23 protein-coding genes and 8 pseudogenes are annotated in these 26580 nt (G+C 59.4%); 14 read left to right on the top strand and 17 right to left on the bottom strand.

What is annotated here, in order from left to right; all coding sequences use genetic code 11:
- Window positions 1–25: 25 nt before the first annotated feature.
- From ABID19_RS28520 to ABID19_RS28495, 6 genes and pseudogenes are all read left to right on the top strand, one after another.
- A pseudogene (locus ABID19_RS28520) lies at window positions 26–1006 on the top strand (IS110 family RNA-guided transposase); the annotation flags it as partial.
- A gap of 307 nt (window positions 1007–1313) precedes the next feature.
- A pseudogene (locus ABID19_RS28515) lies at window positions 1314–1871 on the top strand (IS630 family transposase); the annotation flags it as partial.
- A gap of 799 nt (window positions 1872–2670) precedes the next feature.
- Window positions 2671–2862, top strand: a complete 192-nt coding sequence (locus ABID19_RS28510) for a hypothetical protein (protein ID WP_263805017.1) — start codon at window positions 2671–2673, stop codon at window positions 2860–2862.
- A gap of 40 nt (window positions 2863–2902) precedes the next feature.
- Window positions 2903–3223, top strand: a pseudogene (locus ABID19_RS28505) (TCP-1/cpn60 chaperonin family protein); the annotation flags it as partial.
- Between the two features lie 43 nt (window positions 3224–3266).
- Window positions 3267–3586, top strand: a pseudogene (locus ABID19_RS28500) (type 2 periplasmic-binding domain-containing protein); the annotation flags it as partial.
- A 243-nt stretch (window positions 3587–3829) separates the two neighbouring features.
- Window positions 3830–4063 carry a hypothetical protein gene (locus ABID19_RS28495; RefSeq protein ID WP_263805018.1) on the top strand — a complete coding sequence of 78 codons (234 nt, stop codon included), beginning with the start codon at window positions 3830–3832 and terminating at the stop codon, window positions 4061–4063.
- Here the strand turns inward: ABID19_RS28495 and ABID19_RS28490 are convergent.
- The 3 genes and pseudogenes from ABID19_RS28490 to ABID19_RS28480 form a co-directional block, all read right to left on the bottom strand.
- The gene (locus ABID19_RS28490; RefSeq protein WP_263805020.1) at window positions 4060–4494 is read right to left on the bottom strand and encodes a PIN domain-containing protein; all 435 of its coding nucleotides are present in this window, start codon (window positions 4492–4494) and stop codon (window positions 4060–4062) included. The genes ABID19_RS28495 and ABID19_RS28490 overlap by 4 nt on opposite strands.
- A gap of 3 nt (window positions 4495–4497) precedes the next feature.
- The gene (locus ABID19_RS28485; protein ID WP_263791350.1) at window positions 4498–4746 is read right to left on the bottom strand and encodes a type II toxin-antitoxin system Phd/YefM family antitoxin; all 249 of its coding nucleotides are present in this window, start codon (window positions 4744–4746) and stop codon (window positions 4498–4500) included.
- 341 nt (window positions 4747–5087) lie between these two features.
- Window positions 5088–5347 (bottom strand): annotated as a pseudogene (locus tag ABID19_RS28480) (transposase); the annotation flags it as partial.
- 131 nt (window positions 5348–5478) lie between these two features.
- Here ABID19_RS28480 and ABID19_RS28475 point away from each other — a divergent pair.
- Window positions 5479–5940 carry a phasin gene (locus ABID19_RS28475; RefSeq protein ID WP_263805022.1) on the top strand — a complete coding sequence of 154 codons (462 nt, stop codon included), beginning with the start codon at window positions 5479–5481 and terminating at the stop codon, window positions 5938–5940.
- A 382-nt stretch (window positions 5941–6322) separates the two neighbouring features.
- On the opposite strand, the gene ABID19_RS28470 is transcribed toward ABID19_RS28475, so the two are convergent.
- The 3 genes from ABID19_RS28470 to ABID19_RS28460 all read right to left on the bottom strand — a co-directional run bounded on the left by ABID19_RS28470 (window position 6323) and on the right by ABID19_RS28460 (window position 8221).
- Window positions 6323–6742 (bottom strand): hypothetical protein, encoded by a 420-nt coding sequence (locus ABID19_RS28470; protein WP_354494169.1) that lies wholly within the window; start codon window positions 6740–6742, stop codon window positions 6323–6325.
- A gap of 538 nt (window positions 6743–7280) precedes the next feature.
- Window positions 7281–7553: a hypothetical protein gene (locus ABID19_RS28465; RefSeq protein ID WP_263805025.1), complete on the bottom strand. Its 273-nt coding sequence runs from the start codon at window positions 7551–7553 to the stop codon at window positions 7281–7283.
- Window positions 7554–7975: 422 nt separating this feature from the next.
- The gene (locus ABID19_RS28460) at window positions 7976–8221 is read right to left on the bottom strand and encodes a hypothetical protein (RefSeq protein WP_263805026.1); all 246 of its coding nucleotides are present in this window, start codon (window positions 8219–8221) and stop codon (window positions 7976–7978) included.
- 498 nt (window positions 8222–8719) lie between these two features.
- On the opposite strand from ABID19_RS28460, the pseudogene ABID19_RS28455 reads away from it, so the two are divergent.
- From ABID19_RS28455 to ABID19_RS28445, 3 genes and pseudogenes are all read left to right on the top strand, one after another.
- Window positions 8720–9471: pseudogene (locus ABID19_RS28455) on the top strand (DUF1173 family protein).
- Window positions 9472–9816: 345 nt separating this feature from the next.
- Window positions 9817–10710 (top strand): pantoate--beta-alanine ligase, encoded by an 894-nt coding sequence (gene panC, locus ABID19_RS28450; protein ID WP_263805030.1) that lies wholly within the window; start codon window positions 9817–9819, stop codon window positions 10708–10710.
- A gap of 713 nt (window positions 10711–11423) precedes the next feature.
- Complete coding sequence (locus ABID19_RS28445; RefSeq protein ID WP_263805031.1) at window positions 11424–12602, top strand: hypothetical protein; 1179 nt, start codon at window positions 11424–11426, stop codon at window positions 12600–12602.
- A 356-nt stretch (window positions 12603–12958) separates the two neighbouring features.
- Here the strand turns inward: ABID19_RS28445 and scpB (ABID19_RS28440) are convergent, their stop codons facing one another.
- Complete coding sequence (gene scpB / locus ABID19_RS28440; RefSeq protein WP_263805032.1) at window positions 12959–13675, bottom strand: SMC-Scp complex subunit ScpB; 717 nt, start codon at window positions 13673–13675, stop codon at window positions 12959–12961.
- A gap of 6 nt (window positions 13676–13681) precedes the next feature.
- Entirely contained in the window at window positions 13682–14692 is a 1011-nt protein-coding gene (locus tag ABID19_RS28435; RefSeq protein ID WP_263805033.1) for a DUF1403 family protein, read from the bottom strand.
- A 118-nt stretch (window positions 14693–14810) separates the two neighbouring features.
- Here ABID19_RS28435 and ABID19_RS28430 point away from each other — a divergent pair, with 118 nt between their 5' ends.
- Entirely contained in the window at window positions 14811–15959 is a 1149-nt protein-coding gene (locus ABID19_RS28430) for a site-specific integrase (protein ID WP_263805035.1), read from the top strand.
- Between the two features lie 345 nt (window positions 15960–16304).
- Here the strand turns inward: ABID19_RS28430 and repC are convergent, their stop codons facing one another.
- From repC to ABID19_RS28385, 9 genes are all read right to left on the bottom strand, one after another.
- Window positions 16305–17510: a plasmid replication protein RepC gene (gene repC / locus ABID19_RS28425; protein ID WP_263805036.1), complete on the bottom strand. Its 1206-nt coding sequence runs from the start codon at window positions 17508–17510 to the stop codon at window positions 16305–16307.
- 154 nt (window positions 17511–17664) lie between these two features.
- On the bottom strand, window positions 17665–18630 hold the full coding sequence (gene repB / locus ABID19_RS28420) for a plasmid partitioning protein RepB (protein WP_263805037.1): 966 nt from the start codon (window positions 18628–18630) through the stop codon (window positions 17665–17667).
- Between the two features lie 76 nt (window positions 18631–18706).
- Window positions 18707–19909 carry a plasmid partitioning protein RepA gene (repA, locus tag ABID19_RS28415; RefSeq protein WP_263805038.1) on the bottom strand — a complete coding sequence of 401 codons (1203 nt, stop codon included), beginning with the start codon at window positions 19907–19909 and terminating at the stop codon, window positions 18707–18709.
- A 1012-nt stretch (window positions 19910–20921) separates the two neighbouring features.
- On the bottom strand, window positions 20922–21014 hold the full coding sequence (locus ABID19_RS28410) for a hypothetical protein (RefSeq protein WP_354494180.1): 93 nt from the start codon (window positions 21012–21014) through the stop codon (window positions 20922–20924).
- 42 nt (window positions 21015–21056) lie between these two features.
- Entirely contained in the window at window positions 21057–21419 is a 363-nt protein-coding gene (locus tag ABID19_RS28405; protein ID WP_263805040.1) for a Fic family protein, read from the bottom strand.
- 228 nt (window positions 21420–21647) lie between these two features.
- Window positions 21648–21884, bottom strand: coding sequence for a Fic/DOC family N-terminal domain-containing protein (locus ABID19_RS28400; RefSeq protein ID WP_263805107.1), 237 nt, complete (start codon window positions 21882–21884; stop codon window positions 21648–21650).
- A gap of 249 nt (window positions 21885–22133) precedes the next feature.
- Window positions 22134–23279: a tyrosine-type recombinase/integrase gene (locus tag ABID19_RS28395; RefSeq protein ID WP_412177247.1), complete on the bottom strand. Its 1146-nt coding sequence runs from the start codon at window positions 23277–23279 to the stop codon at window positions 22134–22136.
- Complete coding sequence (locus ABID19_RS28390; RefSeq protein WP_263805044.1) at window positions 23276–23662, bottom strand: type II toxin-antitoxin system VapC family toxin; 387 nt, start codon at window positions 23660–23662, stop codon at window positions 23276–23278. Before ABID19_RS28390 ends, ABID19_RS28395 begins: the two co-directional genes overlap by 4 nt.
- Window positions 23662–23919, bottom strand: a complete 258-nt coding sequence (locus tag ABID19_RS28385; protein ID WP_040583545.1) for a type II toxin-antitoxin system VapB family antitoxin — start codon at window positions 23917–23919, stop codon at window positions 23662–23664. Before ABID19_RS28385 ends, ABID19_RS28390 begins: the two co-directional genes overlap by 1 nt.
- Window positions 23920–24088: 169 nt before the next feature.
- Here ABID19_RS28385 and ABID19_RS28380 point away from each other — a divergent pair.
- From ABID19_RS28380 to ABID19_RS28370, 3 genes and pseudogenes are all read left to right on the top strand, one after another.
- Window positions 24089–25080: pseudogene (locus tag ABID19_RS28380) on the top strand (DUF1403 family protein).
- A gap of 5 nt (window positions 25081–25085) precedes the next feature.
- Window positions 25086–25672 (top strand): annotated as a pseudogene (scpB, locus tag ABID19_RS28375) (SMC-Scp complex subunit ScpB).
- A gap of 306 nt (window positions 25673–25978) precedes the next feature.
- Window positions 25979–26461, top strand: coding sequence for a hypothetical protein (locus tag ABID19_RS28370; RefSeq protein WP_263805047.1), 483 nt, complete (start codon window positions 25979–25981; stop codon window positions 26459–26461).
- Window positions 26462–26580 lie beyond the last annotated feature (119 nt).

Below are 26580 nucleotides of genomic sequence, written 5' to 3'. Positions count from 1 at the left end.
GCGACCGACGCTCTGGCAGAGTGAGGTTGCTAAACCATGGGCACGGTTCTCTCAGCTCAAGGACAAGGTGCAGGTCCGCATTGGGCAGGTCGTTCCAATCATCGTGATTCAAGAGGCGGGCCTCGACGGCTTTTGGATCCACCGCTTGCTGCAGGACGGACGGGCCGAAAGCCACGTCGTGGACCCCGCTTCAATTGCGACGTCGCGCCGACGTCGACGGGCGAAGACTGACAAGATCGACGGGGAAGCTCTGGTGCGTGCGTTGCTGGCGTACAAGCGAGGCGAGCCGCGGGTGTGCGCCATGGTTCGAGCACCGACCCCACAAGAGGAGGATCGCCGCCGGGTGACAGCGGAACGGGTCGAGCACGTCAATCGGATCAAGGGGCTGCTCTTCGCCCAGGGCATCTCAGACTATGAGCCGTTATCGCGCAAAAGACGGGAACGGCTTGAGGAACTCAGGACCGGCGACGGTCGTCCGCTGCCTGAGCATTTGAAGGCACAGATCGGGCGCGAACTTGATCGTCTCGAACTCACACTTCAGCAGATCAAGTCCGTAGAGGCTGAACGGGATGCTGTGCTCAGCCCGTCGCACGAAGGCACGCCAGCGCCAGGAGCAATGTTAAAGAATTTGAAGGGGATTGGCCCGGAATTCGCCGGCGTCCTGTGGTCGGAGGGATTGTTCCGAAGCTTTTCCAACCGACGGCAGGTTGCCGCTTATGCCGGATTGGCGCCGACGCCCTGGCGGAGCGGATCCGTCGCGCACGAACAAGGTGTCTCCAAAGCCGGAAACCCCCGGCTGCGAACGACCATGATCCAGCTCGCTTGGTTGTGGGTAAGGCATCAGCCCCGTTCGATGCTGACCCTGTGGTTTCATCAGCGTGTACAGCTCAATGGTGGCCGAGTTCGGAAAGTGCTGATCGTTGCCTTGGCGCGAAAGTTGCTGATCGCCTTCTGGAAATATGTGACCGCCGGGGTTGTGCCGGAAGGAGCCGAGGTAACGGCCTGAAAACAAACGCTTCCCCCTTTCAATCTTCCGGAGCTTGATCAGCTCCGGCGGATCCAGGTGAGCGGACCGGCAATTTGGCTTGGCTTAAAAAGCCGAAGAAAAGAATGGTCCCGCCCTCCTGAGCCTTTGCCCGACGCAAGCGGGATATTGGTGCGGCCGATGAGAGCGGCGACCGGATGTGAGTTTGAAGCGGCATCGGAAACGGGCCGGGTCACGCAAACGGGCTCAGACCTTGGATACGCAGTAACGAGCGGAGATTTACCATCGAATCCTGATCCGAACATCTTGACCCGCAAATCCCCATGTGAGCCAGATTCAGGCGCTCGACCGTGAGCAACCCGTCCTGCCGATGATGCCGGGCATTTCCGAGCGCCGGACACATAGCTATGTCCGGCACGGCACGACCTCGCTGTTTGCAGCGCTCGACGTCGCCTCCGGCTTCGTTATTGGCAAGTGCTACAAACGGCACCGGGCCACCGAGTTCCTGGACTTCCTGAAGCAGGTCGATGCCAGTATTCCGCCGAACCTCGACGTCCACATCGTGATGGATAACTACGCGACTCATAAAACCGCGCTGGTCAGGTCATGGCTGGCGCGACGGCCGCGCTACCATGTCCACTTCACGCCGACATCGGCATCCTGGATCAACCAGGTCGAACGCTGGTTTGCCGAGCTCACCCGCAAGCAGCTGCGCCGCGGCGTCCACACCTCGATCAGCAAACTCGAAGCCGACATCCGCACCTTCATTGAGCGGCACAATGAGAACCCAAAGCCCTATCGCTGGGTCAAATCCGCCGACGACATCCTCTCATCAGTCAAGCGCTTCTGTCAAAAGGCCGAACAAACATTATGCAGCGAATTTTAGATTCAGATGACTAGCACATCGACTCGGAAGGTCCCGATTTCGTTGGCCTGGCCATAGGCAAGCATGGCCGATCCATTCCCGACGAGATTGACGAGGCGCATGTGGAACGAACACTGTTCGGCTTTCGTCGGAACCGCGAATTAGCGGAATGGGTGTCCACGAATTTCTGAAACACGCATGCAGACCTCTCGCAGGCATTCGATCCAGACGCCTGGACGGAATGGGATTGTTTCTGGGACCAGATTGTCCGCATCGATAAGAACGTTCCGTCATCCTGGAAACTTGCGGATCTGGTCATCACCGCCGGACTTCGCGGCATCCTGTTTCCTCGCTCCGCTGCCATGAAAGTACCAGCGTGTCGCCGATGAGGTCGCCTGCGGCACCGGTGTGGCCCATCATCGTCCTGGCGTGATTGGAGCCAACCAACCTGGGGCCTGGCGGCCGCATTCTGGCTCTACGCCGCAAGATCGGGGCCGGTTCCGCGTCTGCATCGAATGACGGAGGTAAGAGATGGTCTCGGAACGGGTTGCTCGGCATTTATGATCCGACCGAGCGCTAGTCTAGCGAGTGATCGTCGCGGGCTCGACGGCGGCATCATCTCAGGGGATTCCGGCCTCCAGGCGCGCGAGGAATGCCGAGACCTCAGCCTTGATGTCGGCCGGTTCAGTGACCGTGGGGGGGCGTCTTGGCTACTCCCCAGTCATCCCCGATTTAAATCAAATCCGTCTGTGGATCTTGACGATTGCGCGACTCTCACCTCGTACATCGCGTAAATGCGGGCGCCTATTGAGAGGGTTCTATGACAAGCGATTTTTCCGCCGCCCGAGTGCATTTAGATCGAGCGTATGACTACCTTCGTGGCGATGACCCGATGAGCCGGAGGGGACGCGAAGTCTTGGACCTGTTAATTGAGGCGGTTGCTGACGAAGAGTTCAAGCAGCCACGACAAAACGCGGAGGTGCTAACGTTTCCGATTGGGCGCCGCTTCTGAGGCAATCTCCATGGCCGCCGTGTATCCCGGATTGCGCCGCCGTCGTGCGCTGCAGGCTCCGGCCCGCCAGATCGCGGCCAACGCCAGTGCGGAAGCATCGATGGTTGCCGGCAAGATCCTCGACAACAAGGATGCGACCCTCGGCTACAACGCCCAGACCGGCGCCCATGGCCACATGATCGCCATGGACATCGTCGACCTGGTCAAGGTTGTGCGCACGGGTCTTCAGGATGCGACCTCGGTCGCCAGCCTGCTGGTCACCACCGAAGCCATGATCGCCGAGGCGCCGAAGAAGGATTCCCTGGCGGGCATCCGGTGGAAGGCGGTGGGCCTCATGAGTGCTCAAGCCCTGCGCCTTTAGCAGCGTCAGATACTGGCCGTTTCAACCTGGCTGTCCTTTATCGCTGGCGGTTCCCATGCGCAACAATGTCCGGCGGTCGGTGGCGGATGTCGTTGCCCAGCACGGTTGTGTGCTGGACTGGTCATGGAAGGAAAGGCGTATTCCATCCTTACCCCGTCGGCCATTCAGAAAGAGGCGTCTCAAGGCCAGGTCCGCACCGTTAAGATCATCGATCCAGTGATCACCCGTTCCGTTGTGCTTGCCGTCAACCCGAAAGATGAGCGCTCTCCAGCCGTGTCTGTGGTCCGCAAGCTGATCCCCAAGGTCGTAAGGACCTTGATCGAGAGCAGGCACTGGTCAGCCACGCTTCCGGACCGGGCTTAGGCCCATCCTTCAAACCAAGTTCCAGCTGCTACCGCTCCTCCGCCACTGCTTGAGCCGCATTAATCTGGATTCGGGATGGTTTTGGGCGACATACGATATTTGACCGCATGCGACGATCGCGGTGAAATCGCAGAGCAGCCAGGCTCGGTTCGGATATCGGCCGTTGTCGTATCTGGCAGGAATATGGATTGATTTCCATCGAGCTGGCAGGGTCATCAGGGGATTATACGGGCTTTCTGGCCATTGAACGGTTACCTGAAGGTTGTTCGAAACGAGCCAAGTTACAACGCCGGGCGATCTCGGCTACCTCAACTTGAGGAAGGAACGACCCGCGCGCCGCAAGAAACAGGTATCTCGGTGCGAATTTCGGCGCGGGCGAACAACCGCGATCAGTGGGCAGATTACATCCACGACCGCGATCAATACGGGTTCGAGACCAACGGCTTCGCGGTCGCTCGTTTCGAGCGCGGGGACTAAGCCGGGAGTTCCTTGAGCGGGTTCGCCCACGGCACCCCGAGCGGCTGAAAATGCCGCTCGTTTGCCGTCAGGACCATGTAGCCTCGCGCTGCCGCCGTGGCGGCTATCGCGATGTCTTCGAAGACGGGATCATGCGCCCGCGCCCGGTCAATGATGGCGCCGGCGTGGCGGGCCTCGTCGATGCCGAACGGCAGGATGCGGCCAGCATAGAGCTGCTCGACGGCGGCGAGCCAGCGGCGCAGCCGTACTGTCTTCGTCGTCGCGCCGATCCTGACGGCGCGGGCAATGCCCGCCTCGATCTCCGCGACCGTGACCGTCGACATGTACAGATGGTCATTGTTCTTGCGCAGCCAGTCGGCGAACGGCTGCAAGCCGACTTCCTGTTTCGTCGGCGCGTCGGCCGACACGATATTCGTGTCCAGCAGATACACGGGCTAGAGGCCCTCACGCAAAGCGCGGGCGGGCTTGCGCCTCCGTTCCGGAATGTCGTCGCCGTCGCCCGGGAAGGCTAGCAGGAGGTCTGCAAAGCTGGGCACCTTGGAAACCCTCTCCCATTCTTCGAAAGACACAAGCACGGCCTCCGGCTTGCCGTGGCGGGTGATCACGGAAGGCTCTCCGGCAACGGCCTGGTCGACCACCGCGGACAAGGTGGCCTTCGCGTCCTTCAACTGAATCTCTCTCATGTCGACGTCTCATTATGACTACCTATAGTCATATTCTATTTTGTTGGCAGGCGCAAGAGATAGGATCGTTATCCTATCTTCAATTTGACGTCTGGTGTGCTGCCGTGGGCGGCATCGCCGCAACCCCGGACGATGGAACTTGCCGCCGATTCTGCTCGGCGAGCTCAGTCGTACTCCAGACGTTCCGAGAGCAACACCACACCTCAAGGCTGCCACAATCACCACGCTGGCGGGGCACTCCTCCTTGCCGCTCCGCAATCCCGGAGGGGTTGGTCGAAAGTATCTCATCTTACGGCACTACGCTGCCATAAGGTCTCGCCCCACAGGCGAATGCGAGCGACTTACATCAAGGCTTCTGTGGAAGCGATGGATTTCTCCCTGTCCCTGGCCAGCCTGCGGCATCGCCCCAGCCATGCGAAATGCGCGCTCCACGACCCAGCCACTCGGCAGGACCTCGAAGCCCTTGGCTTTATCCGTCCGCGTGACGATCTTCACGGTGAACGTGCCGACCTTTTGCATCGGGCCCTCAAGCTTCGGTCCAACATAGCCGCCGTCGGCGAAGACGTGTGGCAAGCCACGCCCAGCGTTCGAGAATGTTCTTGGGGGTATTCGTGTAGCGCCAGGCACAGCCGCTCGCGCAAATTCATGGCAGCTTCATAAATCCGTTGCGGCGATTTCGTACATGGTGGAGACGGCTTTGTTTTGAGGCCGCCCCTGGAAAAGGATGGAAAAATGTCCAAGATCATCGGCAATACCGAAACGATCGAAAACGCCGGCTCCCCTGCCTTCGACTCCTCCAAGTCTGTCGAGCAAATCCGCGCTGTCGCCGAACAGGGCCTTGAGCGGTCGAAGGAGGCATTTTCCAAATTGAGCTCGGACGTCGAAACGACTCAAAGGGCTTTCGACTCCACCTTTGAAATGGCCAAGACCACCAGCAACGAGATGCTCCTGAAGACGATTGCCGCTCTGCAAGCCAATGCCGAAGCCGGCTTCACGCACCTCGAGGCCCTGGTTGCCGTGAAGTCGCCGTCCGAGTTCTTCGAACTGCAGGCCGCATTCCTGCGCAAACAGATCGAGAAGGCCTCCGAGCAGGCCAAGGCCCTCCAGGCATTGATGGTGAGAGCTGGCGATGACGTATCCAAGCCGATCAAGGATGCCTTTGAGAAGGCGTTGAAGGAACGCAAGGCCGCCTGATTCTTTTAAGGCAACCCGAGACCGAAGGTCAGCACCTCGCCCAAGGGCCACATTAGAACCGGCACCTTCTTCCATTTGGTCGGACGGCTTTGTCTGCCCGACCGCATCGCAGGCCCGTCGTCCTGACTGTTTTCGGCGCTTCTTGGCCTTTAGGTCCGGTCGACAATCAGATTAACGCAAAAACGGTGGGGCCGATTGTCGTAACCAATTTCCGCAACAACGCGTCAATCTTCACAGCAAGACTTAGCATCGGGAATGCCTCACGCCGGTTGCGACGGGAAATCGTGCCCCATAGCGCAGATATTCACAACAGCTAAAAGTAGGGTGGATTGTGCCGCGTGAAGGACTTGAACCCTCTCGGGTAGTCGCCAGTTTGAAGCCTTTAGGTCCGGTTGGCATTGTCGGATTTCCATTGTTCCATCATCATCGTCATCCACGGCCCGAATTCTTGCCAGTTCTCGCGATCCCACGCTGTCAACGTGTGCATAATTGCCGAGCGACCTTCGCCGGCAGAACAGTGGCCATCTCGCACCCTTGTTAGGACTGCGGAGATGAAATGGTCCAAGGTGTAATAGTCATCGTCCGAAATTCGCATGTTGGCTCCCTTGCCATCCGCCAAGTATATAGGAGATTGCGGCTGATATGCCACGCTTCTCAACACGCTTGCCACCGAATTGACGGCTGCGAACATGATGACGTGCAGCTTAGCGAAGCTATCAAAGCCCTTAGCCGTGATTTGAACAGGCAAGACGACTTCGAAAATAAAAAGGCCCGATACGAGCTTTTTCAGACCGGCCAACACGACGTGGTTTTCAAGTTGAGGGAGGTCATGCGAACGGGCAGCCGATTTATTTCATATGCCCGGTGTGTCCCAATGCCGACAGGCTGATCGGCTTTAGTTCCGGGGAAGGCGACTTCAAGGTCTGCTAGGGGAACCGTGTGGGCGCCTCTGCAGCCAAATCTTCCGAACTACCCAGGCAAAGCCTTCCTGCCGGGATCGCGCTTTTCAGGTGTCCGCCGCATTGCACCGGGCACGCACACGGGGGACAGCGCGAACATTCCAGGCGCAAATTTGGGGGAAGTAGGGAGCCTCGCCGTTCTTGCATAGCTGCACTGCACAAAATGTGTTTGCGCATTGCACAACTTTTAGCCACTAGGGCTACAGCTGGTGCACACGATGGTTTCCTCCCATTTCCATCGCGTCAGCTGTTCCTCTGGAGGTTTCAACCTTCACACCTAAAGGGCCTCGGTTTTCCGATGGCCCTGTTTTTTTGGCGGTACCATTACCTTCGTCACTGTGCGCAAAGTGGGGCGAAGCTTCAGCCATCGGACTTTAGGGGTCATTTCTGCCTGGCGGAGTCGACCCCTCCCGACAGAAGCCTGACCTTTGCCAGTCTTCTACGGGCAAGCGTTCGCGCCAAAAGTTCAAAGCCGCGTCCGTAAGATTCAACAATGAACGCCAGCGTCATCAGATCGAGCAGAAAGTCGTCGATCGCATGTGTGAGCGCGTCAGACCTTTGTTCAAGCTGAAGCAGCAGGGCGCGCGTCTCTTCGATTGCGGCCCCGAAATCTTCTGCGTCAATCCGCGAGTCGATCCTGTCGAATATCTGCAAGCGTCCTCACTCTCCCCAAGACATACTTAGCGCATGTTCAAGTTGCACGGGGGAGAGGAAGCGCCTCAAATGACGCTTTCGAAAGAGCGGCCGACAAGCTCAGCGCGCAAACCCTATCAGTCAATTCTTCACCTTCCCCGTCATTGAGCCCGACCATCCAATATCTGGATAAGCAGGCTGCGGGCTTCGACATTCCGAAGACTTGAGGCCGCGCGCATCGGGACCAACCCCATGCGGCGGAGAACTGGGCCGCGAGCGCCGGACGGCCGGCGATTTTCTCTTAAGCTTCGGCCCTCTAGAAATTGGGCATGGATGACACAGCAAGCTTTCCGATCTGTACGATAATACGCCCCGTATTGGCGGCGCGTGTGACAGCTTCGATCGCCTCCGCTACGCGAACCAAGCGTTTCGTTCGGCGTTTTTCATTGAGGCCGACCAGATGCTGACGCACTACCGAATGGTTGATGAAATTGCGCCTTACGAGAGAGCTGAATATCGCCCCGCCGTGTCCTGTCGCGGCAGTTGAGAAGGTCGACCAAGTCGTCGGCCTCTTCGATAGGCATGTCGATTAAGGGGACGCCCACCTCGACGACCGGCAGCCCCGTGAAGACGTCGATAATGTCCCACGTGCCTTCGGGCGTCTTCTCTATGTCGTAACGCTGGGCCATTGGGGGTTTGGGCGGGATATCTAGAGGTTACAGGTGATCCTTTGGGCTCCGAGAATGGCCTCCCGATCGGACTGCTCTAGCGCCTCAATTTAACGAAGCGAGCGGACTTGGCAATCCTAGGTCGACCGCCAGATTTCGCATGACGCGTTAATAACATCGGCTGCGAATGCAAACCGTCTTGTTTCGGAAAGACTGACCTAGCGAAACGGGTTCCAGCAGATCTGAACAAAGCAGACCGTCGAACAAAAAAGGCCGGGCTCGAATGCGGCCCGGCCAAAGGAAGGTCAAAACCTTCAGAGGGGAACACCGTTTAGCGGAATGGGAGGAAAACCGCCGAACGATTTTGTCTTTCTGAGCTCATTTCAGGGCTTTGGCGACGAATTACATTCCAAAGAAAGCGCGAAACGGCAAAGATTCGTGCTCCGACCGCAAACTTGAAGACGACATGGTACCGGCGTGCCACATCGGCATACGAACGCAGTCGGCTTTTCAGGTGACATGTCGGAACAACGGTGCCCGACCACTTGCCGGTCCGCGGGCCTCGGCCGCCATTCTTTCGGCAGGCTCAGAAGCGGCATGGTCGCATTCCCGCCGCGCCTAAGAAAAACGGAACGGAAGCCCTGGACGCCGGCGGCGGCGTCACGACGCGATGCAAGGTCGCACGCAAATAGCCATCGACGCCAGTTCGAGCACCGCGCCGAGATTGACGACTTGCCTCGGCACCATATGCCCGACGCGCCGGTCTTCTTGGATGAGAAAATGTTCAAGGCGGTGCCGAAGCTCTTTGCAGCGGAATTCGACCTGTTGCGACTGCACGAAAATTCGCACCTGATCATTAACGCAACGGTCATGCGGAAGCCGTTCGGCATCATGTCGATCGACGAAATCGGCTTTCTGAAAGTGACGGAGAATTGGATTCTGTTCAGCACAACGACAAAAAGGATTTGATCGAGGTCCTGACCAGGGAGCATCGGCGATTTGTGAAAACGTTGCGCTACAACGCCTTGCCGGCGGCGCCGATGGCGTTTGGTCTTCTGACCGACGCTGACTGGCAGGGAACGGCCCTTTTCGTCGTACCGTACGATGCTAAGGGGGCCGTGCGGTCGGAATTCGACCATCTGATTTCAAGCTGCGAGCTTCAAACCTGGTGCTGGGACGCAAGCGGCCCTCGGCCAGCGCTGCTGGGCAAACAGCAGCGGCTTCCCGCGCCGGACAGCAGACCGGCTTTGGAATATCAACCGAACACGTGAAACACGGGATCTCCAAGTCTGAGCGCACCGCGTGCCAAATCGGGCGCAATAGCGCCCGTCAACCGGCGCCGAAACCCGCGAACTAACTAGAGGACACTCACGTCGGACCCACGCGAGAACATCGTCGGCAAATTATTGTGCGCTGCAATTTTCTCTTTCGCACTTGCACAAAAATGTGGCAAATGCATCATTGCCTGACGTTGCGGAAGGACCTTGAGATGGCCCGGCACGTCTACGGGCGAAGTCGAGGCGGCGAGTGCAAAGTGCGCAAGAGGCACGAGCACCGATTTCCGCTGGCCATGTGGTTGGCGGCGCGCCCGAGGCGGGTAGAAGAGGAGCGTCGGCGTGAGCATTCCCATCCTTCGCACAGTTGCGGAACTGCGCAGCATCGTAGCCGTGTGGCGCCGAGAGGGCTTGAAGGTTGCCCTGGTTCCTACCATGGGCGCCCTCCACGACGGACACCTCAGCTTGGTGCGAGCAGCCCTCGCCAAGGCCGACCGGGTGATCGTAACGCTGTTCGTCAATCCGAAGCAGTTCAACAGCCTTGCCGATCTCCAAGCATATCCGCGTACTGAACATGACGATGCTGCGAAGCTGGCGTCGGTTGGAGCCCATATCGTCCTCTATGCACCGGATGCGCTGGACATGTATCCGAAGAGCTTTGCCACGACTGTATCCGTGAGCGGGGTGAGCGAGGGCTTGTGCGGTGCATTCCGGCCGGGCCATTTCGATGGTGTGGCGACAGTCGTGACAAAGCTTTTCCTGCAGACTGGCGCCGACCTCGCTTTCTTCGGCGAGAAAGACTTTCAGCAGTTGCATGTGGTGCGCCAACTCGTGCGCGACCTCGACGTTCCGATCGAGATCGTCGCCTGTCCGACAGTGCGCGAAAGCGATGGACTGGCGATGTCGTCCCGCAATGTGCGGCTACGCGAAGCCGAGCGCCAGGCAGCACCGCGACTGGCCGAAATCCTTCACGAAGCGAGCGAGCAACTGACAGACGGAGACCCCGTTGCACGCGTTCTTGCCGTCGCGCGCCAGACCATACTTGCTGCGGGTTTTGAGCGCGTGGAATATCTCGAACTGCGTGCCGACGAGGACCTAATGCCAATGGCGGCGCTCGACCGTCCCGCACGACTGCTCGCCGCCATCTGGCTTGGACAAACCCGGCTGATCGACAATGTAAGCGTCCGTCCGCGGCAAAATGCTGGCGCCTTCAACAGAGCGACAATCGCAGCATGAGATCGGACCCTAACATTCGCCGCTTTCAGCGCCTCGGCCTTACAACGCGGATACCCTCAGCGACCTCAACCAGAAACGGATCTCGGTCATTGCGACCGGCGAGCCGTCGAACACTTACCCCCCGCGGGCAAACTCACGCGATCGCCAGCGCAAGGCTGAGCGTATTTCGGCAGCTGTGCGAATCAGGCAAGCCGCCGAAACTCCTGGCGGCCACGTTGCCTAAATGAATGCGATAAAGTCGTCGATCACGATCCAGCATGGCCAGGGATATTCGAAGAGCAAAAGCGTCGGATCTTGGAGGTGATCGGCGACATGGTCGAGAGCATCCATGACAGAGCTATGACGGAATTTGGGAGACTGGGTTGATCAAGCGGCGCTTTGCGGCTTCATTTCGATGACCTCGATGCCGTCCTGGAACCTGGCACCTGCGAGCAGTTTGGGCGGCGTTTTCACGTTGTTTGAAATGTGGCCGCGTGGGAAGCCGTGAGTGCACGGCCTGCCTGAAAAGCGCGGTGTCGGCCTCACGCGGATTAGCGCAGATACTACAACGAGGTGCGCCGGCATGGGGCGATCGGGCACAAGGCCCGATCTCGTTGCTCAATCCCGATGGCGCCACCAGCCCGCGATCGTGAGAAAGCCGGGAAATTCTACCTTCCGGCGGTCCAGAAAATGGTATCGGAGCAGCAGTGAGTTCAAGTCTAAAGGTCCAACATATGATCGATGGGTTCGGTTTTCCGATGCTCAATTGGATTTATCCGGGCAGGGGAAAAATCCTGCCTTCCGGCGCCGCATGTGGATCCTGCGCAGCCAGGATTATACTTTTGTACGCAGTCGCTTTTTTAGTAGCTCTAGGCACCGATCCCGCCTTTGCCCATGTGAAGTGGTTCTCTGCATACGACCTGGGCATGCCCCCTCAGCCGCTTTCGTCGCTCATCAACCCGCTGTTCATCGGGTCGGTACTGCTTTCGATGTGCTTTGTCATCGTAATGTTCTGGTTCGATGCCTGGCTCGCCTCCTGGCCTGCCTACGCCGACTACATGCGTCAGTTTGAACATTGGCGGAGGGCATCGCCGGATCTCCTTCGCATCGGGCTAGGGCTATTTCTTTGGGCACTGTGGCTGCTTGGAGGAATTATCCTCACGCCTGAGCTAAGGATCAGCAGCACCTATATCGGCTGGCTGCAATTTTTCCTGGCCCTGTGCACCCTGACCTGGCCAACGACCCTGATCTCTGGCGCAGGTTTGATTGGATTGTACGCCTATGGCATCCATGATTATGGGGTGTTCCATATGATGGATTATCCGTTGTTCCTCGGCATCGCGGTCTATCTGATCATCCAGTCGGCCCGCCTGGAACGTTTCTACCGTCATGCTGACATGATCCTTGTCGTCTCGCTATCGGCCACGCTCCTTTGGGCTGCGGTTGAGAAGTGGCTCTATTGGTCCTGGACCATGCTGCTGCTGGAGAAGCATAGCTATCTAGCTCTCGGCATAGACCATCATGAATACATCATTTTGGCTGGATTCGTGGAGTTCGTCGCAGCCTTCCTCGTTCTGTTCGGCAGAGCGAGCCAGATATTGGCTTCAATAGTGCTGTTGGCGATATTCACCTCGGCAATTGCTGAATTCGGAAAGATCGATGCGGTTGGACACCTCATGATTATCCTGGCGCTTGTGGTTATCATTCTCGATGGCGTTGCGACGACTGCACATGGCAATTTCACGAGAAGGCAATTGAGGGTGAGCCGAGCAGGCACTGCACCATTGGCTTTTTCAGCATTCCTGTTTCTTTATGTATTTGCCTATTCCTTGATGTATCAGTTGGCTCCCCCGACAGACAAACTCCCAAAGGAACTTCCTAATTCCTTGCCTCGGCGCGATGCCGAAAAGTAAAGTCGGCAGCGTCTGTTTTTGTACCTGATTTGAAGCCGGCGGCAATGGGACTGGGCGGAGCGACAAAGTGTGCAGGAGTCGATCCAGATCTGGGCAACCTGCACAAGCTGCTCTGTTTCGGTGCCCGAGAACTGGAACTTCTTTACTATATCGCCCATGAAGCGCTTGCTCGACGGGTGCCGCCCATGCCCGGCCTCAATGGGATCGATGTCGACATAGAGCCGGTCCCTTCTTGCCCTTGAGCATCTGGGCATGGTTGGTATCGTCGTCGATCCAAGTGTGAATCCTGTAGCCCTTGTAATCGATTCTCATGCGAAACCTCGTGTGGCGCGTTAACCGGTCGTGGTTGATGTCACTCAGCTGAATTCGTCGTCGGCTCTCATTTCGGTTTCGACTGCCGGCAAGATGTCGCCCGCGAGCAGCTTTTCCTTCGACAGCAGCCCCGCATCCTCGAGCGCCTCGACGTCGGGCAGATCGCGCAGTGTGTCGAACCCGAACTCGAGCAGGAATTCTTTCGTCGTGACATAGGTATAGGGCGCGCCCGGCGTCGGGCTGCGCGGGCCGGAGGCGATCAGGCCGGCGCCGCGCAGATGGCCGATCAGGTCGCGACTGATCTCCTTGCCGAAGAAAGACGACAATTCTCCACGCGTGATCGGCTGGAAGTAGGCGATGCACATCAGCACCAGCACCTCCGACTGCGTCAGATCGGCCGCCCGTTCATTGCCGCCGACGGCCGTGCCAAATGCACTGCGGATGGCGTCGGCATAGGCCGGCCGCGTCAGGTGCCGAAAACCGCCGGCGACGGCGACCAGGTCGTAGGGCCGGCCACGCAGTTCCTCCCGGATGTCGTCGATCAAAAGGTCGATGCTGCAGCTTTTTCCGACGATGCGGGCCAGCGTCTCGCGGCTGACCGGTTCGCTGGCCGCGAAAATCGTCGCCTCGACGCGGTTCATCCATTCGCGCCAGCGCGCTTCCGGCGGCAGGTGATCCAACTCGCGGTCAAACAGGCGGTCGCCTGACCGACCGTCGTCTGGTCGGCCTTTCGCTCGTCGCGCGTGCGTCGCCTCGGCCATCGTTTCTCACAGCCCGTAGATGCGGAAGGTCGCTCGACCAGAGAGTTCGCGGACAGCGCCGAGCTCGACCAGGCGGTCGAACAGGCGGCGCAGGCCACGGTCGCTCATCCCGGTGCTTTTGTCGCCGCGCGATGCAACGAGCGCGTCGTCGTTCAGCAATCGGTCGACGACGGTGTCCGCCCCCTTGGCTCTGAGTTTTGGTGCGACGGCGAGCAACCGATCCGCGCGGCGTTCGAGCTCCGCCGAGAGATCGATGGCGAGCAGCGCCGCGTGCGCCTGCGCGGCAAGCAAGAACTTCGCCGGATACGAGGCCGCGGCCGAAGGGGTACCCGCCGGGAGGCGCGCCCGACTGGAACTTTCGCCCCCCTTTGGCTCGCTGGTCAGCACGGGTACTGCATGGCTCCAGCCGAGCCGCTGCGCCAGCAAGGCGTCGGCAAGCCAGGGTCCCATGGCGCGTGGCAGGCCGTGGCCCTCGACGGCCGCGTAGGCGCCTGTCAGCATCCCGACTGCGCCTTCGGTCGTGGCGAGCCGCCGCAGCGCGTCCGCCAGATCGCTGACCGCCGCGCCGTCGCGGGCGAAAAAACCGAATTCCTCCAACACCGCGGCGAGACTTTTCTTCGTCAGAAGCTCCTCTGCGGGCCGCGCTGCCAGCCGGCGCCAGCCGAGGAGCAAAAGGCCGCCCGGCCCAACGTCGTCGCCGGGGCGGGTGAGGAGGAAAGAATCGCGCAGCGCCGCTTCATCCTCGACGCGCCCCGTATGCCGCGCCGTCGCCGCAGCCGCGGCGAGCGCGAGGCGCTGGCGCCAGGCGCCGGCCCATTTTTCGTCGCGGCGCACAACCGCATCCAGCGTGGCGATGGCCGCGCCGGTGGCCAGGGTAGCATCCTCAACGGTTTGCGCCGCCTCCACCGCCTTTCGCAGCCAGCTCGGCACGGTGACAGTCGGAGCGGCCGGGGCGGCGCCGGACTGCGTGACGTGACGGCGTAGGGGCGATTTCGGGCGCAGAATCATCGTCGACATGATGATTCATTGCGGCGCTTATTACAACACAAATGGCAGCAATCCGCCGCACCTGTCGCCACACAATCATGTCCGGTAAGCTTGCCTTATCGGACGTATGCGGCTAGCCTGCCAAATCATGGCAGAGTCTCCGGAAAACACCCCCAAAATCGACGATAGCGCCTCCGACCATCCAGAGGGCGATCTGCCCGACATCGTCGATCTGGTCATGGAGATGGGCGCCTTACCCCCCGCCTCGGGACCGACACCCCGTGTCCCGGCGCCCCTGGAAGCCCTCGTCGCGACCGCGACAAGCTACGCGAAGGCCGCCAGTTCCGAGAACACGCAAAATGCCTACGCCAAGGACTGGCGGCATTTCACCTCCTGGTGCCGTCGGGAAGGGTTCAATCCGCTGCCGCCCTCCAGCCAGGTCATCGGCCTCTATATTGGCGCCTGCGCCTCAGGCAGTGTCATTGACACCGCTGCCGGTGATCCGAAACGCGGCGCCCCTGCCCTCTCGGTCGCGACGATCGAGCGGCGCCTCTCCGGCCTTGCCTGGAACTTTACCCAGCGCGGCGTGCCCATGGATCGCGCCGATCGCCATATTGCCACCGTGCTTGCCGGCATTCGCCGCAAGCACGCAAAACCGCCGCGGCAAAAGGAGGCTGTGCTCGGCGACGATATCAAGGCGATGGTCGCCACGCTCAGCCATGATCTGCGCGGCCTGCGCGACCGCGCTATTTTGCTCCTGGGCTTCGCCGGCGGCCTACGCCGTTCCGAAATCGTCGGCCTCGACGTCGTCCGCGATGATCACAGCGACGGCGCCGGCTGGATCGAGATTTTTCCTGACCAGGGCGTCCTGGTGACGCTGCGCGGCAAGACGGGCTGGCGCGAGGTTGAGGTCGGCCGCGGCGCTTCCGATCAGACCTGCCCCGTCGCCGCCCTTGAGAGTTGGATCCGCTTCGGCCGCATCGCGAAGGGGCCCCTCTTCCGCCGCATCTTCAAGGACAACAAGACCGTCGACGTCGAGCGGCTCAGCGACAAACACGTCGCCCGCCTGGTCAAACAGACCGCGCTCGCCGCCGGCATCCGCTCCGATCTTCCGGAAGGGGAACGTGCGCTGCTGTTCTCAGGGCACTCGCTGCGCGCCGGCCTCGCCTCGTCGGCCGACATCGAGGAACGTTACGTGCAGAAGCAACTTGGCCACGCCTCGGCCGAGATGACCCGCAAATATCAGCGCCGTCGCGATCGGTTCCGCACCAACCTCACTAAGGCGTCCGGGCTTTGAAAAGGGCCCCTCCCCCGGCCGGGCCCGCCTCACGGTGCTGCGGGAGGGCAGGATTTTCCGCCTTATCGCTTCAATTGAACTCGGGACGTGAAAGCGACACAGTATCTTCGGCGGCTTTCTCGCTATCGATAATCACCTCTTATCGATAGCGGTGGAGGCGAATCCGTGGATCAGCGACCTATGAGAGGATGCCATCGTGCCAATCCCCTCCCCTCTTCCGACAGAAAAGCCCACAGCCGGATCGTCAGAGTTGTCGGTCGCTGTGCGGCACGCCCTGTGCGAACCTATCACCGTCAGCATCGCAAAATACTACCTAGCCCGGTCGTCCAGCGGCGCTCGCAATTCTCATCCGGCCATCCTCGCCGTCACGCCATTCGCCTTCAGGGCGGCCATCAGCATAGGTCCGACGGAAAACTGCCCTGCCCTCGCCTTTTCGGTCAAAACCCGCAGATAACCGCCGGCCGAGTTGATGTGCTGGGCCCGCTGCAAGATGCAGGCAATTACGATGGCGGCGACCTCCTGGCCCATCTCATGGCAAGCCTCCTCGTATGCTGAGGGCGAAATACCAAGGTAGCCTCGCACCTGGGCCGCGGTGATCATCAAATCGCGCCAGTTTCCGATCCCGCGCACGGCGTAGTCTGAGATTTCGGGGCACGCTTTCAGCACCAGCCCTATTGGATAGCTTTTCAGCTTCTCATCCGTTCCTTGCCTTGGCTCGACCGCCGCCCTGCTTTTCTCGAAAGCTGGTTCAAATACAAAATTGGAGTCTGTGTTTGAATCAGATTGCTGCCGCTCATTTTGGGACTCATTGGCGCTAGGATTCGTGGAATTCATGAAGCTTTCCAGCATCATATCCACTTCGTCATGAAGTATGGTCAGATCGGCTACAATTGCCTCCAGTTCTGACAACCCTGCCCGCCGCGGGATTGCATCCACAATGGCTCTAAACCGTCTCCAGACGCCTCCCCAGTCGCCAGGAACGTCCTCCTCGATCGCAGCCTCGACAAGTTTGTGGATGTCGCGACGATGGAGCGTAATCCGCTCCCTCATCAACCTGAGAGCCAGGGCGTCGGCGCGCACCTGTTCGGCAGCATGCTGGAACTCAGCAGCCCGCGTCAGCAGCGGCGCTAGCGAAAATCCGAACGCTTCCGCAATAGCGCCACCCTTTCCCTTCCGGGCAAACCTTTTGCCGTTTGGGCTGTCCCGACGGATGACCAGGCCGCAACTCACCAGCTCGGCCAAGTGTCGCCGCAATGTGGAACTGGGCATGCCGTGCGTGCGAAGCGACAGCTGCGCATTCGAAGGAAAGACCATCAGGCCGTTTTCCTCGCTGATCTGATCGTCCGGATAGAAAGACAAGAGCCCGCTCAGCACGGCCAGAGCGCGATCTCCCACACCTACGACAGTCTTGCCTTCGCACAACCAACGATAGACCTGCCATTTCTCGACAAGAGCGCCGTCCGGAATCTCTCGTGATGCCGCATTCGCTTGCACCAAGGCAAGCGTCATCGGCCGCCGCCCAAAGGGCGTCGTCGCGTATCCCCTCTCCATTTCCCTCACCTTTCAATCAGGCAAAAGAAATTGGCTCGCCGAAACGGCGCCACGACTCTTGACAGTGATTCGGGGAAGTGCGATTCTCAGCTTGCTACAGACCGAGAAGGGCTTCCGCGACGGCGACGTTCGGGGGCCTTTTTCTTTTGCGGTTTTAGTCTCCTGTTTTCTTCGCCATTTCCGACTCCCGAAAAGCCTCGAAAAGCTCGTCGAGCTTGCCGGCGATGAATGCGCCAAAGGGCGATGCTTCCTTAGACTTCAAGGCGAGCGTAAACACCTTTCCGGTGTCGGTGATTTTGGCTCGAACCGATCTATCATCGGGTGTCCAAGCCGTTTCCTTGGACTTCGTAGACGCATGCGGGCGTTTCGCTGGCACACTCATGAAGTCGAAGAGGCGGGTAAACCGGGCCTCGCTGGCTGGTTGGGCGAAATCGGTGCCTGCCACATACTCTGCCGCCCTCACCCCTGCCCCGGGCGGCTCCATGAGTTTGGCAAGCTGCCACCAGCGGTCCCGACCAACGCTCTTGGCGGCGCCTATCGCCAAAATGACCCGCTCGGGAATGTTACTGGTAACCGAACGCATCTTCGAGAACGTCGTGTCATCGAGCGCAAGCGCCGACTTCACCGTATCCGGGGAATGGCCCCGCTTGAGAATTCGGTCGGCAAACAGGGTCCTTTCGATGAAGGACAAATTGGCTCTGGCAGCATTTTCCTGCCCTTGGGCGATAACATGGTCCTCATCGTCCATCTTCTTGACGACGGCGCGGACCGGTCGGTCCAACTGGCGCGCGACCCTGACACGCCTGTGGCCAAAGACGGTTTGGAAGCGGCCCGAAACCTCGGGGTGAGGCCTGACAAGAACCGGCGAATCCTGCCCTCTCTCACGAATAGCTGCCAGCAATTCCTGGAAAGCCTCATCGTCATCGTCCATGCGGTCTGAAACGAATGACGTGTCGACTAATGCCGGATCGAGATCGACGACCGAACTCTTCGAGAGTTCCTCGAATGACTGCATAATCGAGCGGGAAGCGCCGCGAACGGCATAGGCTGAGATGTCCTTGACGTTCGCAACCGAGGCCGCGGGGCCCATGACGCTGCCAAATATGTCCTTGCGTGCCATCAATCGCCCCGATTCTCGGTTAGTCGACTGATTTCACGGTCAAAATTCCCATTATTTACTGCCGTAAAACCCGCCGTCATGACCGCCCCCATGCGCGATGGATGAGCGTCGCGATCTCGGAGTTCACCGCATCCAGTGATTCCAGTGCGCGGTCGTAGGTAGAGCGGGTAAAGGACGACTTCTCGACCTCGTAGAGTGTCTGTTTCGTCAACCCCGCATCCGAAATGGCCGTCGACTTGAGCATCGGATTTTCGAGTATCTGGCCGGCCAGCATCGACTGCATGAAGCCAACCATCTGCGCTTGCGGGATGTCTGTCGGTTCGTAGCGCGTGATCAGGTAGCGAAACCAATCCAACTCGATTGCTGCACCGGCTGCCTTGATGGTCTTCAAGATGCCGCCGAGCATCAGCAGGAACTGGCTCATCGACATCAGGTCGAGCATTTGAGGATGAACCGTGATGAGGACAGATGTCGCCGCCGACATCGCCGTCAAAGTCAGATAGCCTAGTTGCGGAGGGCAATCGACAATCACTACGTCATAGCGGTCGTCCACCTCCGACAACGACCTTGCAAGCCTGGTGAAGAACTGGCGACCTACGTTGGACGTTCTGTCCTGCATGGCGAGCGGCGTGTCGTACTCATACTCCTGCAGTTCAAGACTGGCTGGAATGATATCCAGACCGGGAAAATTCGTCGGGACGATCACGTCAGAGATCGGTTTGCGCTCGTCGTCATAACGGATCGCCTCATACAAAGAGAGGTTCCGATCAAGTTCCGGCTGGAAGCCATGCAAGGCGGACAGTGAGGCTTGCGGGTCGAGATCGATGGCAAGGACGCGATGGCCCGTCAGAGCTAGATGCTGGGCGAGGTGGGCGGCGGTGGTTGTCTTGCCGCTGCCGCCCTTGAAGTTGACGACAGCAACAACCTGGAGCTTGTCGCCAGGCTTGCGGTGCGGCACGTATTTCTTGACCTCGGTCCTGCCGTGTCGGTCCAGGAAATGGCGCAGCTCAAGCATCTGCTCCGCGGTATAGGATCGGCGTCCCGACGGTATCTGCTCGGGCAGGGGGCCCTTGCGTTCCAGATGGAGACGCTTCAGATTGTTTTGCGATACTCCCAGATAGTGGGCTACCTCCGCCATCGAAAAAGACCGAAGGGTCTTGGTCGCATTGGGCGGGAACTTGTCCATACGAAGCTGGTTCAGTCGCCGGGATATCTCTTCGCCCTGCTCGATGATCGTGTTATCGAACTCGAAGCGTGGAAGCCGCATGGCAATGTTCATTTCTTGTCGAAACCTGAATTGGCGCTTTTTGTAAGTAATCCACTTAACAAGTGCCATTAAGCTCCGATTCGGCCAACCGCGGCAAGAAGTTTTAGGTTAACAGAACGTTACCGGGGCCGAGAGGCTTTTTACTGCCGGCTGCAGCTGAGGTCATGAAGCCAATGCTCATGTGTGGAAGCCCATATAAATTGCCCCGCGCTCTGAGCTAAACCCATGTTTTCTCTGTAACAAAGGCCCGTTTTTACGGCAGTAAATATGATTCTTGCCGGGGGAGGGATGCAAGCGGCCGCACGCGGAACACGGCCGCCTAGGTCTCAGTCGAGGCCGGCCGCGCGGAGTTGCGGTCACCGTGGAGGTGGGGCGCTGGCTCGCGAGAACACTGGTATCGGATGGATGCCGGCTCGAGCTGACACCATTTCTGGACTCGCCGGCCTGACTGACGCATTCTTGGTGTAGGGCGATGGCGGCGCGGTCGCGGCAGGCACGGTCGGGGCGGGCGCAAGATCATTTTCACATGCTCGCATCTTCATGTTATTGAGGGCCCGCCTATGCGCGAATTGCCCGAGAACATCGATGCTGACGTTGTGATCGAGATCAGTAAGTTGCTCGATTAGCATCCTTACATGGTTCCGGTTCCAGTGCATAAGCTCGCCGGGCTGGTTCGCCAAAGGCTCAAGACCGGTCTACCCAGTCCATGAAGAGTTGGTCATCGAAATGGCCACGACACGCCAATTGGCAATGGTTTTCGATCTGCCAAACCACGAGAATGTCGTGCCGCTCCCGGTGAGACGATAAGTTGGAGACAACGGGCATCATCCGCCGCCGATCGCGGTCCTTCAAGAAACTCAGTTGCTGGCCGAAAAGATATGCCGGAACCAGGGCAATCAAACGGTCCTTCTCGGGTGAGGCAAGATGCACGGACGGTCGGTTTAGTGCCCGGTAGGAAGAAGAGCGCTTCACCGGCCGATTTGCGCTCGCGCACGGTGAGAAGCGCGATCAAGGCCGGATTGATTTAGAGGTTCTCCCGACCAGCCTTGACTTCTTGTGCCAGGCCATTGTCGACGAGGGTCTTTAGATAGACCGATGCCGCCTGTCGTTTCGCTATGCCGGATGAAACCAGGTCGCCGATCCGACGGATTAACGAAGATCATCTCGGATAGCTCTCGGAGTAGATTTTCGGGAGGTCTCGGCGCAAGCGCTCGGCGGTCTGGTCGAGCAGGTCGCGGATCGCGTGTATACGGTCAGTTGACCAGCCAGCAGCCTCCTTTACCGCGGCGAGCATGTAGAGGATCCAACTTTCCCACGCGCCCTCCGTCGTTACGGCGAGAAGGCGATCGTAGTAGGCTCCTTTGTTTCGGATGATATAGCGGCTTAGATAGAGCACCGGGATGTTCAGGAGGCCCTTGTCGACCAGATAGAGCAGGTTCAGCACGCGGCCGGTCCTGCCATTGCCGTCGACAAATGGATGGATGGCCTCGAATTGGTAGTGCATCACGGCGAGGCGGATCAACGGATCGATGTCCTTGGCCTCGTGGATTCAGCGCTCCCAGTTCGCCAGCTTGTCGCGCAGGAGGTTCTCCCCCCTCGGGTGGGGTGTAAACGACCCACCCATCGCCTGGTTGACCAGGGCCGTGCCGGGCGTCGACCGAATGTCGAGTTCGACGCCCTTGATCGTGCGGCACACCGCGACCGCCGTTGACGTCGTCACAGGCGCCTTTGCATAGTTCGTAAGCCCTGATTAAGCGCAGTGCGGTAGCGCAGCGCCTCCTTCGTGGCAGGCATCAGCGAGATTTCCGGCTTCATTGGCGAAGCGAAACAATCGGTCCATCGTTGTGACGATGTTCTCCATTTCGGAACTTGCCTGGGCTTCGAGTAGAGGAATAGAGTTGACCAGGACTGCTTGGTTCGGGATAAGCTGACCCGATACTCTGAGCTCTGCCAAGGCCGCGCGCGCCGCTATGCAGGCCTTGAGCACCACATTCGTTTCAACATCCTCCTTTGGGGGCAGGAGAGGGAGGTCATTGTAAGGCCTGTCAGCCTGAAACGTCCATGTCGATGGTTCCTGGTTCGATCGACATGTCAGGGTTGATATGTCGTTGGCATCGACATATCGTCAAATCGTGTCGATAAAATCGTAATCTGTCGACATATTGTGATTGCAGCAAGGCGATCGCAAACGGAAGCTATTGCCCCTTGGCAAGGCTGGGCTCCCTTGTCAGCGCGTTTACAGCCCGCTGGCCTTGGTGAGATTGACGAGAAAACGGTCGCGGCGGCGCTGATATCTCCGCGTCATCTCTGCTGAGGCGTGGCCGAGCTGCTTCTGCACGTAACGCTCATCGACCTCGGCTGAGGAAGCGAGGCCAGCGCGAAGCGCATGGCCGGAAAACTTTTGGCCGCGTTCGCCTTCCGACAGGTCACCGCGCACCCCAGCAGCGAGCGCCGCGCGCTTGACTAGGCGCGCCACCTCCTGGTCCTTCAATCGCTCGGCGCCGACAGCCTTACCTTGGCCGGTGACGCGTCGAAATAGCGGGCCGTGCCCAATCCGTGCCAGTTTCAGCCACGTCTGCATGGAGACGACCGGGCAGGTGGCATCGGAAGCGCCGCGACCGATCTCGACCTCGCGCCAGCCGGTTTTTCCCCGCAATGTCACCAGCATGCCTTTGTCAAAAATCTCGATCCAGCCCGACGAATCTTTGGTCTGATCGCGGCCAACATCGAGACCAACGATTTCGGAGCGGCGCAGGCCGCCAGCGAAGCCAAGCAACAACATGGCCCGGTCGCGTAGGCCCCGTAAGCTACCGCGATCGAGCGTTTCCAGCATGATCAGAAGATCCTCGGGCAGGATGGCCTCCTTCTGCACCGGCGGTTTTGCGTGGGTGTTGCGAATGCCGGCAAGCACGGTGGCGATGTGGCGGTCTTTGCGGTCGAGCGGCTGGCCACGCTGGGCAAAGTTCCAGGCGAGCGACGAAAGGCGGCGCTCGATCGTCGACACAGAGTTCGGCTTTTTGTCCCCTGTTACGGCCCCCGACGCGCAGGCGGTGATGTAGAGGCCGACCACCTGCGGTTCCGGGGGCAGAGCATCAAGATGCTGGCGCCTGCACCACGCGGCAAAATGCTTCCAGTCAGATGCGTAGGCGCGGCGGGTATTGGCTGAGCTCGCCGCTTCGACATAGTCACGGGCGCGGTCAGCGAGCGCGTCGAGATGAACGGGAAGCCGTTCCATCCCGTTTGCCGTGCCCGCCAGGGGAGGGGAGGGGGCCTTCTTCTGCTCTGCAGGACGTCCCATTTCCATCACTAGGTCGATGATGTCGGGGAGATCGTCCTTTCCGGAACCCGCTGATGAGTCCTGAGCGTCATCAGCCATCGTCATGCTGCCACCACATCTGTCTTGGAAAAGTCATTACCGATGAACAGCAGCGGCTCGTCCGAACGTTTTGCCAATGCGTAGGAGAAGCAATCGGCAAACTTCAGGGCGGCCGGATGATGGCCCTTGCCGTAGGAGAGCCAAGCTTGGGTGGCCAGATCAACCAATTCGGAGTCAACGGGAATGATGTTGACAGCGATCTTATGAAGCCAAAGATCGATCTCGGCCAATGCGTGTTCGCCGCGCCTGCTGACCATCACCATACGTGCTTCGAGTACACAGGTCGCCGGAACCAGACGGATTGGATCGGAGACAAGTGCTCTTTCAAGCCTTGCCGCCTCGGGTTCACTACGCAGGATCGCCACAATGGCTGAGGTGTCGATCACCATCAGTTCGGAATTCCGTGTTCGTCGTACCCGATGATCTCCTCGTCGGTGCGATTATCCCGGTCAGGCAACCGCGCCAGTCTCTCCCGGATCGCGCGCAGTTCCGCGAGCAGACGCTCCTGCGCAGCGTCACCGAAACCCATTCGATGCAGGCGCTCGCTCAGGGCCTGATGAATGGCCGCAGTCTTGCTGATACCCTGGCGGCGTGCGAGCTCCTCGGCGAGGGCGACGGTTGCCGGATTTTTGATGTTGAGGGACACCACAGGCTCCAAAAATCTACCTTTCTGGCATTTTCTACCCATCGTTCTGAGATTTGTCAATAAACGAACGATAATGCAACATTATCGTTCGTTGTGTCAGGGCGACAGGTGCGGCGGTTATTGCGCAAATCAAATACCAAAAGCGCCGCCGTGATTCATCCTGCTTCGGATGATTCTGCGCCTCAAACCCTCTCCGCGCCAATACGCCACGCTTGGCGGTTCGACCGCGGCGATGACGGTGCCGGCCTGGCTGCGTCGGGCTATCCCGGATGTGCAAAGCCTTGCGCGAAAAGATGTTGAGGAGGTCGTGCTCACCGCAGGCGCCACCATCGGCGCGTTCGATGCGGTGGTCCGCCGGCAGGAGCGGTGGGCCGGCGCCTGGCGGCAGCGTCTGGCGCTTTCGGCGGCCGCGGTGACGGCGAAGCAGGCCGGCCGCGTCGAGGATGAAGGCGCGCTGCGCGACGCCGTGCTGCTCACACGGCCGGGCGATTTTTTGTCCGTCGGTCCCGCCGGGCTTTTGCTGATTGCCTGGCGCCGGCTGGCAGCCCGGCCCGGGGACGAATTGCTGACGGAGAAAAACCTCGCTGCGGTGTTGGAAGAGTTCGGCTACGCCCCGGATGATGAGGTGGTCAGCGACCTGACGGACGATCTTCGCCAGTTAGCCGCCATTGACGGGACGGTGGGAATGATGATCGGCGCCATCGTGAGCGCCGAGCGCCACGGTTATGGGCGCGCTGTTGGCGCCTGGCTCGCCGATGCCTGGGCACATGCGGTGCCCCTGCTGGGCGCCGAAGCGGTCTTGGGCACCAGCGCTCGCCCGCGTTGATCGACAGGCAGCTCTGTGGCGACAAGCATTGAGACAGATCCTGAGCGTGCGAAAGGCCTGCTTGCCGCGCAGGCGCGTGCTGCGCTGCGCGCGATTGATCTTTCCGCCGAGCTCGAGCGCCGCGCGGACCGTCTGCTCGCTGTCGCCCCGAAACTCAGGGCCAAGGCGGCGGACGCTGTTGTCAACAAGCTCCTGTCCGACGACGCGATCGTTGCCTCGGAAAAGATCGCGGGCATGAGCGACCGTGGGCTGCGCCGCCTGTTCGACCGCTGGTTGAGCTTGGCGCCGTGCGCGAACTGTCGGGCCGCACCGCGTTCCGCATCTACGGGCTCTGACGACCATGGCGGAAGCGGTGCGCAGACGCGGAAAGGATCGGTCGATCAGCTGACCAGCTGTTTGACCGGGAGCTGGATCACCTGCCGCCGGAGGCACGCTGGCGGGAATGGATGCCGCGCGTCGAGGCCACCATTTTCGCGGCCAGCGAGCCTGTTGGTCGCGAGGTACTTGCGCGGGTCGTCGGCAAGAGCTGGAGCATCGATCTTTTGATCGACGACATTCGCGAGGAGCTGCGCGGCCGCCCCTATGACCTCGTCTCCGTCGTTGTGCATCGCCTACTTCCAGCCGATCACCCGCGCCGAGTTGTCGTCTTTCTTCGGCAAGGAGATCAGTCGCGATTTTATTGGTCATCTGCGCGGTGCCCGCTTGATCGTTTCCGGTCCGCGCAGCCCGACGCCGGGCGCGCCCTACACCTACGTTACGACAAAAGAATTCCTGCTGGAGTTCGGGCTCGACACTCTGCGAGACTTGCCGGATTTCGAGGCGCTCGAGGATGCCGGCCTGCTATCGAAGGAAAAGCTGCTGGCCGCTGACATCACGCCCGACTTTGCCACCGGCCAAGAGGAGGTAGGAGGTGAGACGAGCGAATAGCTGCGGGCGTTCGACGAACTCGACACTTTGTTCAGTCATTGTCGAAATATGCAGCAAATTTCAGACATAGCGCGATTCCGATTGAAGGTCTTGCGTCTCACTCGTCGCTCTCGCCACTTTCTGGGCAGTCACTGGCATAATCGAACAAAGGTAGAACAATGGCTTTGACAATTCTTAGAATCGGTGGATGATCACCAGCCACAGCGTTCGGCGAAGTTGCATTGAATACCGTGAGCCCTGAGAGGGGTCGATAATATCTACCAGCCGCACCGCTTTCTCCATTCAACATTTGATGGGACGAAGTTCATGGCCAAAGACTCTGCACTATTGTCGGAGCTTCATAAACTTATTGGGCAGCGGATGGATGCTGGCCAGATTGCACAACCAAGCCAAATCGTTGCAGATATTTTCGAAAGCAAACCTCTGGCGGGCCCGCATGCTGACTTCTATAAAGCGTTCGCTAAGAAGGAACTGGTAGGTGTCGTCACACGCATGTTGAAGCGCGTGGGGATGAGCGACGATCCTGCGTCTCCACAGATGGTCTTTCCCGGCCACACTCGCTTGGTCAAATCGTATCCCGTGCTTCGCGATGGTGAACGCTCCCTGGTTCCAATAGGCCTTTGCACAACGCACGAACTTTCTAACCATGTCTCGCTTCTTCGAAAGCAGGCAAAAGGCTGCGAGAACCACGCCGCAGAATTAGAGGAGTACCTGGCCAACAAGGCTTCTCGGAGGGAGAACCATGCGGAAATGAAGCAGTTTGAAAAGACCGAAGCCGAACCGGCGTGATAGTCGAGGTGGCCCCTTCCACCGTTTCCTTCACCCCCACATACATCAGGGATATGCCGAGGCAGGGTCGCACTAGATTCGCGAAATCAAATCATTTCAGATATCATCGTCCCTGTTGG

This window comes from Mesorhizobium robiniae, from assembly GCF_040545535.1.
In the GTDB taxonomy this organism is placed as follows: Bacteria; Pseudomonadota; Alphaproteobacteria; order Rhizobiales; family Rhizobiaceae; genus Mesorhizobium; species Mesorhizobium robiniae.
The sequence above is the reverse complement of the archived record's forward strand: the minus strand, read 5'-3'. Positions and strand labels throughout refer to the sequence as shown.

Coding starts and splice junctions, on each gene's coding strand:
- repC (WP_263805036.1), bottom strand. CDS start 17,510: ATGGAGAGGGGATACGCGACGACGCCCTTTGGGCGGCGGCCGATGACG.
- ABID19_RS28460 (WP_263805026.1), bottom strand. CDS start 8,221: ATGGCCCAGCGTTACGACATAGAGAAGACGCCCGAAGGCACGTGGGAC.
- repA (WP_263805038.1), bottom strand. CDS start 19,909: ATGAACATTGCCATGCGGCTTCCACGCTTCGAGTTCGATAACACGATC.
- scpB (WP_263805032.1), bottom strand. CDS start 13,675: ATGGCCGAGGCGACGCACGCGCGACGAGCGAAAGGCCGACCAGACGAC.
- repB (WP_263805037.1), bottom strand. CDS start 18,630: ATGGCACGCAAGGACATATTTGGCAGCGTCATGGGCCCCGCGGCCTCG.
- ABID19_RS28510 (WP_263805017.1), top strand. CDS start 2,671: ATGACAAGCGATTTTTCCGCCGCCCGAGTGCATTTAGATCGAGCGTAT.
- ABID19_RS28430 (WP_263805035.1), top strand. CDS start 14,811: ATGGCAGAGTCTCCGGAAAACACCCCCAAAATCGACGATAGCGCCTCC.
- ABID19_RS28445 (WP_263805031.1), top strand. CDS start 11,424: ATGATCGATGGGTTCGGTTTTCCGATGCTCAATTGGATTTATCCGGGC.
- ABID19_RS28485 (WP_263791350.1), bottom strand. CDS start 4,746: ATGAGAGAGATTCAGTTGAAGGACGCGAAGGCCACCTTGTCCGCGGTG.
- ABID19_RS28435 (WP_263805033.1), bottom strand. CDS start 14,692: ATGTCGACGATGATTCTGCGCCCGAAATCGCCCCTACGCCGTCACGTC.
- ABID19_RS28370 (WP_263805047.1), top strand. CDS start 25,979: ATGGCCAAAGACTCTGCACTATTGTCGGAGCTTCATAAACTTATTGGG.
- ABID19_RS28390 (WP_263805044.1), bottom strand. CDS start 23,662: ATGGTGATCGACACCTCAGCCATTGTGGCGATCCTGCGTAGTGAACCC.
- ABID19_RS28395 (WP_412177247.1), bottom strand. CDS start 23,279: ATGACGATGGCTGATGACGCTCAGGACTCATCAGCGGGTTCCGGAAAG.
- ABID19_RS28475 (WP_263805022.1), top strand. CDS start 5,479: ATGTCCAAGATCATCGGCAATACCGAAACGATCGAAAACGCCGGCTCC.